The 14,155-nt window shown below is 47.1% G+C and carries 14 protein-coding genes; 7 read left to right on the top strand and 7 right to left on the bottom strand.

Features of this window, described 5'->3' with window-relative positions:
- Positions 1-645 carry a TVP38/TMEM64 family protein gene (locus tag GVY42_RS12205; protein ID WP_159563358.1) on the bottom strand — a complete coding sequence of 215 codons (645 nt, stop codon included), beginning with the start codon at positions 643-645 and terminating at the stop codon, positions 1-3.
- Between the two features lie 225 nt (positions 646-870).
- Between GVY42_RS12205 and GVY42_RS12200 the strand changes: the two genes are divergently transcribed.
- The 4 genes from GVY42_RS12200 to ald all read left to right on the top strand — a co-directional run bounded on the left by GVY42_RS12200 (position 871) and on the right by ald (position 4,934).
- Complete coding sequence (locus GVY42_RS12200; protein ID WP_159563357.1) at positions 871-1,812, top strand: rhodanese-related sulfurtransferase; 942 nt, start codon at positions 871-873, stop codon at positions 1,810-1,812.
- A gap of 118 nt (positions 1,813-1,930) precedes the next feature.
- Positions 1,931-2,356 carry a divergent PAP2 family protein gene (locus GVY42_RS12195; protein WP_143180200.1) on the top strand — a complete coding sequence of 142 codons (426 nt, stop codon included), beginning with the start codon at positions 1,931-1,933 and terminating at the stop codon, positions 2,354-2,356.
- Positions 2,357-2,447: 91 nt separating this feature from the next.
- The gene (locus GVY42_RS12190; RefSeq protein ID WP_159563356.1) at positions 2,448-3,671 is read left to right on the top strand and encodes a CdaR family transcriptional regulator; all 1,224 of its coding nucleotides are present in this window, start codon (positions 2,448-2,450) and stop codon (positions 3,669-3,671) included.
- Positions 3,672-3,803: 132 nt separating this feature from the next.
- On the top strand, positions 3,804-4,934 hold the full coding sequence (gene ald, locus GVY42_RS12185) for an alanine dehydrogenase (protein ID WP_015880510.1): 1,131 nt from the start codon (positions 3,804-3,806) through the stop codon (positions 4,932-4,934).
- Between the two features lie 97 nt (positions 4,935-5,031).
- Here the strand turns inward: ald and murB are convergent, their stop codons facing one another.
- Both murB and GVY42_RS12175 read right to left on the bottom strand, forming a co-directional pair.
- Complete coding sequence (gene murB / locus GVY42_RS12180; RefSeq protein ID WP_159563355.1) at positions 5,032-5,952, bottom strand: UDP-N-acetylmuramate dehydrogenase; 921 nt, start codon at positions 5,950-5,952, stop codon at positions 5,032-5,034.
- 155 nt (positions 5,953-6,107) lie between these two features.
- A complete protein-coding gene (locus tag GVY42_RS12175) occupies positions 6,108-6,758 on the bottom strand; it encodes a diacylglycerol/polyprenol kinase family protein (protein ID WP_159563354.1) in 651 nt (216 codons plus the stop codon).
- A 151-nt stretch (positions 6,759-6,909) separates the two neighbouring features.
- Between GVY42_RS12175 and GVY42_RS12170 the strand changes: the two genes are divergently transcribed.
- Positions 6,910-7,533 carry a DUF1836 domain-containing protein gene (locus GVY42_RS12170; RefSeq protein ID WP_015880507.1) on the top strand — a complete coding sequence of 208 codons (624 nt, stop codon included), beginning with the start codon at positions 6,910-6,912 and terminating at the stop codon, positions 7,531-7,533.
- A 56-nt stretch (positions 7,534-7,589) separates the two neighbouring features.
- On the opposite strand, the gene GVY42_RS12165 is transcribed toward GVY42_RS12170, so the two are convergent.
- Positions 7,590-8,072, bottom strand: coding sequence for a hypothetical protein (locus GVY42_RS12165; protein ID WP_015880506.1), 483 nt, complete (start codon positions 8,070-8,072; stop codon positions 7,590-7,592).
- A gap of 217 nt (positions 8,073-8,289) precedes the next feature.
- The gene (locus GVY42_RS12160; RefSeq protein ID WP_074034923.1) at positions 8,290-8,784 is read right to left on the bottom strand and encodes a restriction endonuclease; all 495 of its coding nucleotides are present in this window, start codon (positions 8,782-8,784) and stop codon (positions 8,290-8,292) included.
- Between the two features lie 126 nt (positions 8,785-8,910).
- Here GVY42_RS12160 and GVY42_RS12155 point away from each other — a divergent pair, with 126 nt between their 5' ends.
- Positions 8,911-11,085, top strand: coding sequence for an ATP-binding protein (locus tag GVY42_RS12155; RefSeq protein ID WP_159563353.1), 2,175 nt, complete (start codon positions 8,911-8,913; stop codon positions 11,083-11,085).
- Positions 11,082-12,152 carry an SDR family oxidoreductase gene (locus GVY42_RS12150; RefSeq protein WP_159563352.1) on the top strand — a complete coding sequence of 357 codons (1,071 nt, stop codon included), beginning with the start codon at positions 11,082-11,084 and terminating at the stop codon, positions 12,150-12,152. Before GVY42_RS12155 ends, GVY42_RS12150 begins: the two co-directional genes overlap by 4 nt.
- A gap of 69 nt (positions 12,153-12,221) precedes the next feature.
- Here GVY42_RS12150 and GVY42_RS12145 read toward each other — a convergent pair whose 3' ends face one another.
- Positions 12,222-12,506 (bottom strand): hypothetical protein, encoded by a 285-nt coding sequence (locus GVY42_RS12145; RefSeq protein ID WP_159563351.1) that lies wholly within the window; start codon positions 12,504-12,506, stop codon positions 12,222-12,224.
- 153 nt (positions 12,507-12,659) lie between these two features.
- Positions 12,660-14,039, bottom strand: a complete 1,380-nt coding sequence (locus GVY42_RS12140; RefSeq protein WP_159563350.1) for a TrkH family potassium uptake protein — start codon at positions 14,037-14,039, stop codon at positions 12,660-12,662.
- Between the last annotated feature and the right edge of the window lie 116 nt (positions 14,040-14,155).

The following is a 14,155-nucleotide window of genomic DNA, read 5'->3' as shown; positions in this document are numbered from 1 at the left end:
TCAAAGGGGTGTTTGTCGTTTCGTGACCATCTCTTGTTTCAACTGCTCGTTCCGTTTCTTGAAAGCGCGTCGTTTGAGCACTTCTTCTAGCCCCCGGCTGATGGCCCATAATGCGACCAAAAGTAGACCGAGCATCGATAAACGAAATGGACTTTGGATAAATTCTTCCCACTGGTCCCCGATGACAGAGAAAATCACGACGACGAGCAGTTTCCCGAATCCTGCCGCCATGATGAACGTACGGAGCGGCATCTGAATGAGCGCCAATAAATACGTGATCAAACTGACCGGGATGAACGGGAGAGAATATAAGAATCCGAGCGAGATCGGACTCATATGATTGATTCGTTCCAACCAATAGACCGCCGCCTTATGTTTTTCGAGCCAGCGCGTCATCGGTTTGCGGAAAACGTAACGGACAGCCGCAAAAACGACGATGGTTCCAAGAAGGTTCCCGATCCAGGATAAGAGAACGCCTAACAGAAAGCCGTATGTCGCTGCATTGGCAGAGATGATTAAGACGAGTGGTAAAAATGGAAAAATCGCTTCTAAAAACGGTGCACCGAGTCCAGCCCATGGACCACCAGGCAAACCTTGAAGCCATTCAATCAATTGGATGATGTACTGTTGGAGAGAATTAAGCATAGTCGTTCCACCTTCAACTTTCGTTACTACTCTATTACCCGAATTCGATTTACAAGACGCATCTCCCTGCATTCGTCAAAAAAAATTAAAAACCATTTGCGAAAATCCGTCGTGATATTTATCATATAATAATGGACTTGTGGTTGCAGGCAAGTCTATTCGTCGAACGACACAACCCAACGTTCGTTTTCCTGCAAAAAACTGAACACAGGGGAGCAACACAACATGGAAACAAAACCAATGCGGGTCTTGCTGTACTATAAGTACGTCAACATCGAAGACCCAGAAACACTCACGCAAGAACATTTGAAGTATTGTAAGGACCTCGGCATCAAAGGACGCATCTTGATTTCCTCCGAAGGAATCAACGGGACGTGCTCTGGTACTTGGGAGCAAACCGAGCAGTACATGAATGACTTGAAAGCAAACCCTCTCTTCAGCGATATCGAGTTCAAAATCGATGAAGTCGAAGAGCATGCCTTCAAGAAAATTTTTGTCCGTCACAAGAAAGAGCTCGTGACGTGGCGCTTTGATGGCGAGTTTGATGTACCGAAACAACACGGTGCATACCTCGAACCAGCAGAATGGAAAGAGATGATGAATCGTGATGATGTCGTCATCCTCGACGTTCGTAACAACTACGAGTACGAACTTGGTCACTTTAAAAATGCGATCAAAATCGATGTAGAGGCTTCACGTTACATGCCGGAATGGCTCGAAGAGAACAAGGACCTCTACGAAGGGAAAACACTTCTCACGTACTGTACCGGTGGCGTCCGTTGCGAGAAATTTACAGCATATATGCGTGACCAAGGTCACGACAACATCTTCCACCTAAAAGGTGGCGTCGCAATGTATGGTAAAGATGAAGCGACAAAAGGAGAGGACTGGGAAGGCGAGCTCTATGTCTTTGACGAGCGGATCAATGTCCCGGTTAACTCCGTGAACCCATCTGTCGTCTCACACTGTATGCACTGTGGGACAGAGACGGTTCGTTACGTTAATTGTGCCAACCCGGAGTGCAATGCACAGCATTTCTGTTGTGAAGAGTGTGAACCGAAACAAATGCGTTCATGCTCGAAGGAGTGTCAAGAACACCCACGCAACCGTTATATCATCGATAACATTGCAGAGAAACTTCAGGAGACTGAAGGAGTAGTCGGGTAACAAAAATCGACCAGAAGATGTCTTGGAGAACGTGTCCAAGACATCTTTTTTTGACGAAATCTTAACGTCTAGCTTGCGCCTCTTTCGGGTATAGTGAAGATACTATGTCAGACAGGAAGTGAATGCACGCATGTTTAACGAACCTTTACTCGCTGCGATTCTCGCTTGGTTTATCGCCCAAGCGGCTAAGCTCGTAACTGAACTCATTAAAACAAGAGATTTTGAAATTGAAATCATGTTCGCTTCAGGAGGCATGCCAAGTTCGCACTCGTCTACCGTCGTCGCACTCGCTACCGCGATTGGGCGAATGGAAGGCATTGACTCGAGTCTATTCGCTCTCGCTGTCGTCTTTGCCACTATCGTCATGTATGATGCGACCGGAGTTCGGCAGGCGGTCGGTTTCCAAGCACGGCTCTTGAACGATTATTTCAAAGGAATTAAACATGAGACCCCACTCTTGAATGAACTCGTCGGCCATACGCCGTTCCAAGTCATTGTCGGAGCGTTACTCGGTCTCGTCGTCGGACTGTTTTTCCCAATGTAATCGCAGAAGGTATGTCATTTCTCACACTCTTGATTCTTTTTGTGAAGTTTCACAAAGAAGACGGTATACTCAAGAGAGAGGAGGAATCGACATGCCTTTTTTGCAGAAATCTTATGAGTCTCTCGATACACTCGCCGAAGCGATTGGTCAAGCGATTCGAGCACCGATCACGATTGAGAATCGCCACCACCAGTTGCTCGCCTATAGTACACATCCGGATTCGACCGACCCGGCCAGGATTGCGACCATCATCGGGCGTCGTGTCCCAGAAGCTGTCATCGAAGACCTATGGGAGAGTGGTATTTTACAAGAAGTCATCGACCAAAATGAACCGGTCGTCATCCCGGCCCGTCTCGCCGTCGGTCTTGGGGAACGCGCCGCAATCGTCATCAAACAACATGATGAAGTACTCGGCTATATTTGGAGCTTAGCTCGGACAAATCCGTTCAGTACTCAAGAATTAGCCATCTTGCAAGAAGGGGCGACCATCGCCAAAAAGCTGCTTATGACCATCGCGATGCACGAGCGACGAATCAGCGCCGAGCTCGAACGCTTCTTATTAGATGTCCTCGCTTCCCCGACCCTGACGGATGCGAATCGCGAACGATTGAACGAACTTGCTCCGATTGCCGTCGCCAGTCGGTTGACGGTCATCGAATGTGCTCAACCGATCACCCCTCAACTTGCGGAACGCCTTCACTATGTGCTTGCGACGCAAGAGTCAATTGAAGTCGTTTTACATGCCATCGACGGTCAGCAGCTACTCGTCTGGCATTATATGAAGTCTGAACTCTCCGATGAAGAGACTGTACTCATAGCCTGGGCGGAACGGTTCGAACAATTGCTTCAAGACAAGTTCAGCGAATCCGAACCACGTCTTGGCATCAGCCGACGTTTTTTCGAAAGTGACATGTTATATGCCGCAGCCGAAGAAGCGCGACGGGTTACCACGCTGCGTCGCAAGTTCCCGCTCGAACTATCGACTTCCCGTGCCTTCGAGCAGATCGGCATTTATCAACTCGTCCCGGAACTCGCTCGACGTATCGGACTCCGACTGGAGACCCACCCGACAGTCGAACGGTTGCAGCATTATGATTCATCCCATCAGACCGAACTCGTGAAGACGCTCGAATGGTATTTTTATTTTGATGGGAACGTCAAACGAGTCGCCGCTCATCTTCATATTCATCCGAATACCGTTCTGTACCGGATTCGCCGCATCGAAGAGTTGACGAATATCACACAAGTTTCCTTACCAGAAAGATCCATGATTTATTTAGCCATTAAGGCTGGTCAATATCGATTAGAAGACTAGACGCTCACTTTGTGATTTTTCACAAATTGAGCGTCTTCGTTTTTAGAATCCATGCTAAAGACAGCGTTTTCAAATGGGTCTATACTAGGGGTGTGAACAAATTGTGTCAACGGAATGAAAGGGGAATGTTCCATGAAAATCGGGGTATTAAAAGAGATTAAAAACAATGAAAATCGGGTGGCCTTAACACCGATGGGTGCATTTATGTTAACGGAGCTTGGTCATGATGTATTCGTCGAAACGAATGCCGGTCTCGGTAGCGGATTCACGAATATGGAATATATTGATGCCGGTGCAACGATTCTTGAAACGGCGAAAGAAGTTTGGGAAGGCGTCGAACTCGCTCTCAAAGTAAAAGAACCACAGCCGTCTGAGTATCAATACTTCCGTCCTGACTTGACGCTCTTCACCTATTTACACCTTGCGGCAGAGCCAGAATTAACGAAAGCGCTCGTCGATTCTGGGATTACAGCCATCGCCTACGAGACAGTAGAAGTGGATCGCACGTTACCACTCCTCACACCGATGAGTGAAGTGGCAGGACGTATGGCTGCGCAAATCGGAGCTCAAATCCTTGAAAAACCACATGGTGGAAAAGGAATCTTGATGTCTGGTCTCCCAGGCGTGCCTCGTGCGAACGTTACGGTCATCGGAGGCGGTGTCGTTGGAACGAATGCAGCTCGAATCGCAATTGGTCTTGGGGCGAGCGTGACGTTGATGGATATTAGCCCGGCTCGTCTTCGTCAAATCGACGACTTGTTCGGAAACACAATCAATACGTTGATCTCAAATAAATATAACATTGCGAAACAAGTGGCTGAGAGTGACCTTGTGATTGGTGCCGTGCTCATCCCAGGAGCAAAAGCACCGAAACTCGTCACGGAAGAAATGGTACAGCGCATGTCGCCTGGTTCGGTCATCGTCGACGTCGCCATCGACCAAGGTGGGATTTGTGAGACGATCGATCATATCACGACGCATGATGCGCCAACGTATGAGCGTTATGGCGTGCAACACTACGCCGTCGCTAACATGCCAGGTGCCGTGCCACGCACTTCGACAATGGGTCTGACAAACGCGACGATGCCATATATCATCGAGTGTGCGCAAAAAGGCGTATTCCCAGCACTTCTTGAAAACGAGGCACTTCTCAAAGGCCTAAACGTCATCAATGGAACGGTCACGTATGAAGCGGTTGCACGTGATTTGGAATATCCGTTCGTTCCTGCCCATGAGGCGGTCTCAAAACAAACACAAGCTTAACCTTTAAGACGATGAGATGCCCGTTCTCATCGTCTTTTTCTATATCAAAAAAAGAAGGAACCGAACACCATCGTCCGATTCCTTCTTTTATTATGCGTTATGCGTTCTCAACGGCGATATCTTCCCCGATGATTTTCACTTCCGGCTCTAATTCCACTTCAAATTTCTCTTTAACGGTCGCCTGGACGTGACGGATGAGTGAAATGTACTCTGTCGCCGTCGCCTCATCGATATTGACGATGAACCCAGCATGCTTGAGCGAGACTTCCGCTCCTCCGATGCGTTTGCCTTGCAGTCCAGAGTCTTGAATCAACTTGCCGGCAAAATAGCCAGGCGGACGTTTGAACACACTACCACACGAAGGATATTCAAGCGGTTGTTTCGATTCACGTTTATACGTCAAGTCGTCCATGACTTCTTTGATCAATTCATAGTTTTTCGGTTCTAGTTCGAACGTTGCCTCGAGTACGATCAAGCCCTCTTTTGAGACACGGCTCGTTCGGTAGTCAAGATCGAGTTCGTCTTTAGATAAATGAAGTACTTGACCATCCTGCGTCAATACCGTCGCAGATGTGATGACGTCTTTCGTTTCTCCGCCGTATGCACCTGCGTTCATGTAGACGGCACCACCGACCGTCCCAGGGATCCCACATGCGAACTCGAGGCCCGATAATCCCTCTGCCAGTGCTTGACGTGAGACGTCGATAATCGCTGTTCCTGCCTGGGCAATTATTTGATTCCCTTCCCGACGAATCGAGTTGAGTTCATTCAAGTTCAAAACGATTCCACGGATGCCGCCATCGCGGACGATCAAGTTTGAACCGAAGCCAAGAATCATAAACGGCATCGCTTCTTGGTGGGCCAGTTGTAAGACGGCCTGCACTTCTTCGTACGTGTGTGGAGCCACGAAGTAATCTGCTTTGCCCCCTAGTTTTGTATACGTGTGTGCCGACAATGGCTCGTCTTGAAGGACGCGCTCGGCCGGAATGATCATTTGAAGTTGCTGTAAAAAGCTCATGCGTTCACTCAATCCTTTATGTTCTATTTAATCAGTGTCTCGGTCCCACTTCATTCGTTCCGAGCACGTCACTGAATGGTTTCAGTACGAATCACAGTATACAAATGATTATTGGACGTGACAAGCAACGTTTTTCTTACAAATTCATAATTAGTTTATAGCAATAGTGATGTCGCAATGGCAACAATGATTGGAATTGTAAAGTTATCCCAATCTCGATATGAAATCGCTTCAGTTAGTGTAGCGATGATGGAAATGATAAACCCATATGTTACCACTTGCCAAAGGACGACATCATTCCACAAAAACAATAAAAATAAGACAGCATATGAGCTTAGAAACATGGCAATGCTTCCTTGGAAAGAACGCTTTTGTCCATATAGATCATAGATGACCGTCCCATATTTGCGTCCGATGAGTGCAGCCATTCCATCCCCCCAGGCGAGCACGAGTGATCCGGCTAAAAATGCGATCGGCTCGGACTCGAAGAAGAAGTATAAGATAATGAGCAATGCAATCGGATAGTATACGGTCCCGAATGATTTTCGTTCCGTTTGATGTACCGGTGACGGGCTTTTATATAACAGGACCGCATTCGCAAATGTGAAGAAAATGAGCGGCACTGCCGCGACGTACCATGAATCCATTAACCAAACTGCCAATAACGACCAATGTCCGACTGCGATATGTACACTTTTTCGAATCGTTTCATCCGTCCATCCTAGACGCTTCCCGACTTGTTCGAGACCTACGAGAAACACGAGGACGACTACAATGGAAAGAATCGAACTAATCCATTCATTCATTGCTTGACCACCTTCATATATAGAGTGTGTATGATACCGTCATTATACCTTAATCAGTGCCCATCCTAGCTTACTTTTCAAACATTTGGTAGAATGAGGTCAAATGACTGTATAGCCAACGTACGCTGTTGGCGATAGAAAGGGTGGCCGTATGCGCGACGCAACTTCAATTCAAACTTTGGCAGATTGCCTTCATTTTATGCAGGTCGGAGAAATCGAGCGAGCCATCGCCCTCTTCCCTGAAGACGTGCGTGAACATTTCCCAAAAGAGCTTCGAAAAATCCACTTGTTTCATATTGAAAAGAACGGCTTATCGATTAACCAAATCGTCGCTCTCGCTAACGCACTGACCGGAGAGCATCTCTCTGCGACGACGATTCAAAACTGGACGAAGCGTGAAGTTCGTAAAATCATCGGTGTCCCACGAATCGGTAAAAAGTATTCCTTGCATCAAGCGGCAATCATTTATCTCCTTGATGACTTGAAACACCTTTTTTCCCTCGAAGAGACGAGTTCCTTATTGGCGCTCATCTTCAACAACCCTGACCGGGACGAAGACGACTTCATCAAACCGATTGATTTTTATCGACTTTACGCGGAGTATGCGAAGTCAACAAGCCCGATCGACCTTCTCGATACACGGGCGAAGCGTTCGCTCGAAAAGATGAACTATGAACATCCAAATATCATTCACGTCTTGAAGCTTTGTCTATACGCACATCGGGTGACGACACTCGAACTCGAGGCCAAGCACTATTTGAACCGTTTCATTTGATGAGACGGTTTTTTCGTATCAAAAAACACCGGTCAAGAGACCGGTGCTCGTCATCGTTATGAGACAGATGCTGCGAGCGGCATCCGTGATTTTACCGTTAACGTCTTTAAGACGGAAAGGAGTTCGAACATCGATAACTGATCGGCTTCTTTCGTTAAGCAGAACGTATCGTCTTCTTGTTTCCGTAGTTCCGCGACAAGTTTACCTGCTTTGTCGCGAACGCTAAACTTGTGACGTTCCACATCATATTGAATCGTGAAGAGTCCGCGTTCATAGACGTTGTACTCACACTTTTTCCCGAATAACGAGAACTTGTCTTTCAATTGACCAATCGCCTGTCCATCATGGTTCATCACGACCCATTTTTGGCAGTTTGGGATGTATTTCCCATGAGCGATCTGTCGTCCAGACAAATTGTGCACTTGGACACTGCCTTCCGCGTCGCGGTGAACAGATCCGATCGCATCATTTGTCTCGTCATAAATGGTCGCCTCACCTTGTGTAAAGACGCAACCTTTTACATAAATTAATTTGCGCACCGCTTTTTCCTCCTAGCACGTTCCAACCGTGATTGTTTGTATGTGTACGGTCGGGTATTACTGAAAACCCCAATCGTTTCTCTGTGTAGTTTTTATCTCGTTTCAACTACTACATATTTCATATGACGAAGATGATTATTGCATCGTTTAAAGAAAAAGACAACCCTTTTTTTTCGACATCATTTGGATTCTGTCGAACTTGTGAACAAGCCTATTCTCATCGCTTATATCCCGCCTCTTTTAAGAGTTCTTCAAGCTCCATTCTTGCAATCAGACGAACTTGATTTGGCGCCGCCAATTCGTATGCGCTGTCCGTGAAATTCGAGTTCGTCACGACCCAGCCTTCGTGTGCTTGGTAATAGGGAACGGCCGCTGCAATTTGTTGAACCGCTTCGAGTCCGACCGTCTTTTCATAACGCTTTGCTTGAACGGCAATCGACCATCCATCCGGTGTCTCCAGTAACAAGTCTGCTCCAAAGTCACGCGATGCCGGAGTCACCGTGACCGTATATCCAAGCGCGGTGAACACTTCCTCTAAAAATAGTTCAAACTCCCGACCATCCATCCGATCAATGCGGTCGATGGTCGACAGCCTTACTCTCCATATAAACCACGCAATTCCAAGCAAGAGAAGCAGTACGCTGCTCCAAAGCGGTGCCTCGAACCACCATAAACATATGGCACCAATGATCCCAATGAGTAATCCAATCATGCTCATCTTTCCTTTCCAATTCCTCTCCCTCACTTTACCGTTTTGAGGGCAGGAAATGAAAGGGGGATCTGTCGAATGATATAGAAGATGTGCTCGTCTGACACCGCGAAGGAGGGATGACTGTTCATGGAGAATCATGCCAATCTCCAAAGTGAGTTACTACATGCATTACCTTACGGAGTTGCGTTAATACAGAAAGATGGAACAATCGTTCAGGCAAACCGTCCGTTTCTCGAGCAGTTTCCTGAGAATCTACAGAGACGTTCGAACCTTTTCCATATGGTCAATCAGTCACCGATTACGATGGAATTGTCTCGTCGGATGGAACAAGGACTGCCTTGGATGTATGAACTGCCAACGATGCGAGTACACGCCATTCCGTGGGAAAATCAATATATTCTCTCCATTGAGCCATTGCCCCATGATACACGCGTGACGATTCAACACAACGCTTTTGAGGCGATGATGCATACTGAACTCGACATGGCGATGATCATGACGGATGCGAATCTGTTGATTACTCGTTTCAATCAGGGGGCCACGGAACTGTTTGGCTATGCGCCCCATGAAGTGCTTTACGAAATGACACCGTTCGCTTTATTTGAATCGAGAGAATTAAGTGAAAAGCGCTCTGCTTATCAAGACGAGACGGAACGGTTGCTATCGTTCGAACAAATGTTGCGCCTCGCACTCGACAAAGGAGACCGGGAATGGAAGTTTCAATGTAAAGATCGGACACATTTCATCGGCAAATTGTTCATGCATCCCGTTTATGAGCAAGAGCAACTCATCGGCTTCTTTTTCTTCGTATTTGATGTGAGTTCCGAGATTGAGTTGAAACGTGAGCTCCGTTATAAGGAACAGCGTTATCGCATGTTTGCCGAATCGGTCATCGAAGCCGTTCTGTTCCATGAAGATGGGATGATTCTCGATGCGAACAAGGCGGCGGAATCCATCTTTAAAATCCCTGCAGAGCAAATGATGGGACGCCAGACTATCGAGTTTATCGCGGAAGGGTACCGGGCCGATGTGTTGCGACGCATTCGCAATCACATTCAAACGCCATACGAAGTGATTGGTCGTCGGCAAGATGGAACGTTCTTAGAACTAGAAGTGTATCCGAAAGAAGTGACGTATCAAGGGCAAACGTTACGAGTCGCGGTCATGCGTGATATCAGCGACCGTAAAAAAGTAGAGCGTATGCTCGAACGTGAAAAAAATGCCATCGCCCGTCAGCGCGATATCATCCAGTCAATCTTACAAGCATCGAATGAAGCGTTCGTTTTGACCGAATCGAACGGGAGTGTCTTGTTCATGAACGTCCACGCAAGACGACTCATGGACTTACCGGGCATCGCTCCAAACAAAATTCAGGAGCGTATCCCGCTCCTCTCCACGTTCCGTCCTCGTGACAGGAGCGAGATGCTACGAAAGATGGATCAACTTCTCGATGGGACAGCGCGTGAAGTATCGATGCGTTTCTCCATCCCACAGCCAAACGATCGAGATGAAGAATACTATGAGATGTATGGAACGACGATGGATACAAAACGACAAATCGGTATGGATAGTGGATTCTTGTTTGTGTTCCGTAACCGAACCGAGGAAGAGCGGATGGACCAGATTAAAAATGAACTGGTGAGCACGGTCTCACATGAACTAAGAACTCCTCTTTCCTCATTATCGGGATATATTGAATTGATGCTCGCTCGAGATTTGACGCCTGAAAAACGAGAGCGCTTCTTGAAGACGATGTCGCGGGAAGCGAAACGATTGACCGCCCTACTCAACGACTTTTTGGACATCCAACGCATGGAAGATGGTCACCAAGAATATAAACAAGATCATTTCGCTTTGAATGAACTTGTCTTAGAAGTGATTGAACGCTTCCGCGAAACGAGTGATCATACCATTCATTTCGATAATGCGGATGATGACTTGCATCTCATTGCCGACCGAGATCGCATCGAGCAAGTTCTCGTCAACTTGATTTCAAATGCGATCAAGTATTCCCCGAATAGACAGGAAATCGAAGTACGGGTCCGACAAGACCACAATCAAGCGCATGTATCCATTCGTGATTTCGGTATCGGGATTCCGGAGCACGCCTTCGAAAAATTGTTCACAAAATTTTATCGGGTCGATAATTCGGATACACGTAAAATTGGTGGAACCGGTCTTGGTTTGTCGATTTGTAAAGAAATTATCGAATCACATGGTGGAAGCATCGAAGTGGAATCGACTGTCGGAAAAGGATCGACTTTCACATTCACATTAGATTTAGCGGAGGAAACGTCATGAACAATTACGCCTTTACCGGGTTCCCTGGTTTTTTAGCAGGAAAATTAATTGAACACCTCGCTTCGTTACCGCATCAAATCGGAGTCATCTACGCCTTGCATCTTCCGAACCAACAACGTGATGCAGAAGAGCTACGAGATACGCTACTGTCAACGACGTCGCTTGCACCGCACCAGCTCGTCCTTGTTGAAGCAGACATCACGTTACCCGAAGTGATTCTCGACCCGATTATGCGGTCTGTCATTGAACGCGATGTACATTACATTTTCCATCTCGCCGCCGCATATGACTTGAGTATTCCTTATGACATCGGTTATCGCGTCAATATACTCGGAACCAAACATGTGACCGCGTTCGCCAAACGCTCGAAACAATTGAAGCGTTATGTGTACTTCAGTACCGCCTATATCGCCGGACGTCGCCGTGGGACGGTTTATGAAAATGAATTATGGCATCGGGTCCAGTTTAAAAATCATTATGAGGCGACTAAATATGAAGCAGAGGCACTCGTTTCAAGAGAAATGGGTGGCATGCCAATCACCGTCATTCGTCCTGGGATCGTAATCGGACATAGTCGCACGGGCGAAACGAAAAAGTTCGACGGTGTCTATTTCGTCTTACAATTGATGACACAACTCCAGCAGATGCGACCACTCCCTTACATCGGGCGGGCGAATGTTGAGGTAAACCTCGTTCCGTACGATTATGTAGTAGAAGCGACCGCTTTCCTAGCTCATTCTCCAAACGGCCTGAAGCGGACATTTCATTTGACGGACCCATTCCCACATGGCGCACGAGAGGTATATCGTATGTTGCATGAGACGATGTTTCAGCGTTCTCCTCGCGGAACCGTTCCTCATGCCGTTGCCGACGCGGCATTTACTGCTTGGAATGGTGCCAAGCGACTCGAGGTTCCTCACGAACTATTGGAGTACTTTAAACATCCTGTTCACTTTGACACGACACAAACGATACGGGCACTCGACGGAACGGGCATCGTATGTCCAGACCTCCAGGATTACCTCCCTGAGATTGTCCATTATTATATGGCACACAAAAAGCCCTGATTCGTCAGGGCTTCAACTATGATTGAAATTAAATGAACAAGTATACGCCATGAATCATCGTACACTTGTTTATATCTCATCCGCGTCGTTACGAGACACCGCTTGATCGTGAAGCAGACGCTCGAGGACGAGGATATAGACCAATGCCACAAGGAGCCCTACGATACCAGGAAGAACCGCAACGATCGCATCCTCCAAGTATGCAGTTGGAATCAGGTAAACCAATAGCGACTTCACACCATACATCAACATCAACGAGGAGAGTAACACAAGCGTTACCGCTCGTTTCGACACATCCCCGAAGAACGGGCGCCCTGTCTTCTCACCTTTTGTCATACCGAGCCAAGATAACAAGTCCAAATCCTCCTTTATCGATTCATTCCCTAACCCATTATATACCAATTATTGCATACGATGAAGACCATCAAAAATCTGTGTTGCTCTTGACTACGACACCTCAAAAAAGGCTGCAACTCCTTCATGAGGAATGCAGCCTACAATACATGTTCAACCAATCAAAATCTTCTCTTTCGGATAGCGAATCTTCCGGTCGGCTTGACGTGCGACGGTAAAGAGAATGGTCAACGATCCGACACGTCCGAGAAGCATCATGAACATGATCAGCCCCTTCCCGGCATCATTCAATTCCGCTGTGATGCCGAGCGATAACCCTACTGTCCCAAACGCCGAGACCGTCTCGAATAGAATGGCAGTCGCCGGAATGTGGCCGTTCGACAAAATGACGAGTGTCGTGATCATCATAATGAACAAGAAACTTGAGATGGCGACGACGTATGCCTTTTTGATTTGAAACGCATCAATCGTCCGCTCCATGATGACCGTTTCTTTCTTACCTGCGATGAAGGCCCACATATCCGCAAAGATAACGGCAAGCGTCGTCACTTTGATCCCCGACCCGGTCGAAGCCGCTCCTGCCCCGATATACATCAGAATCAAAATCAAACCGATCGAGGCTGGAGCCATGGTCGCGATGTCAATGGAATTGAAGCCGGCCGTCCTTGTCGTCACGGCTTGGAAAAACGTCACATGTAACGCCTCACCGAGGGATCGACCATACAATACCCCTTCGTTCGATACCCATTCAAACATCATGAGGACGAACCAAGCGACACCATTGATGACCAAGAGTGACAAAATCATGATTTTTGAATGGAGGGCGAGACGTTTCCAGCCTCTCACTTCCGTGGCATCGGCAATCGTCGTGAATCCAAGACCTCCAATCATAATCATGAGGGCGATGGTCACAATGATGGCTGTGTTCTGCTCAAATGACATGAGACTGTCTGGAAATAATGCGAATCCCGCATTATTAAAGGCAGACACTGCATGGAAGAAACCGTAATAAAGTGCTGTTCCAAAAGAATAGTTCTCTGTACTAAACAACTCGAACGTCAAAAACAACATCCCGATAAACTGCACGATGACTGTCGTGAAGACGATGTTCCGAACGAGACGAACTGTCCCCCCCGGTCCGGCTAAATTCAATGATTCTTGTAACAAAATTCGTTGTTTTAATCCGATTTTCTTCCCTAGTACACTTAACAACATCAAGGCGATTGTCATAAATCCAAGACCCCCGATTTGGATGAGGGCGACAATGACCAATTCACCAAACAGGGTAAACGAGGAGCCGATGTCGACTGTCGATAGTCCAGTGACCGTTCCGGCAGACGTTGCGATAAACAAACAATCAATCCAAGAAACCGATTCTTCTTGCGCAAATGGCATATATAAAAGAGTGGCTCCAATAAAAATCGCCAGTAAAAATCCTCCCGCGATAAAACGCGCAGGTTTTTCAAATACGACTCGGTAAAGCACCTCGATTCGTTTCAAGCGCAACTCACGCGCTGACAATCTATGTCGCATCACGACATCCCCTTCACTTCTATTATTCTAAGCCCCATGTTACTCCTCGCTTTTATAAATGCCAACAAGAAAATGTATCTCTAACGCTTTCTTCGATTTTTTGGTATTATGGGAGA

Origin of the sequence: Exiguobacterium sp. 8A (assembly GCF_902506275.1) — a bacterium.
Classification (GTDB): domain Bacteria; phylum Bacillota; class Bacilli; order Exiguobacteriales; family Exiguobacteriaceae; genus Exiguobacterium; species Exiguobacterium profundum.
Note: the sequence above shows the minus strand (reverse complement) of the source record. Positions and strands in the feature narration are given on the sequence as shown.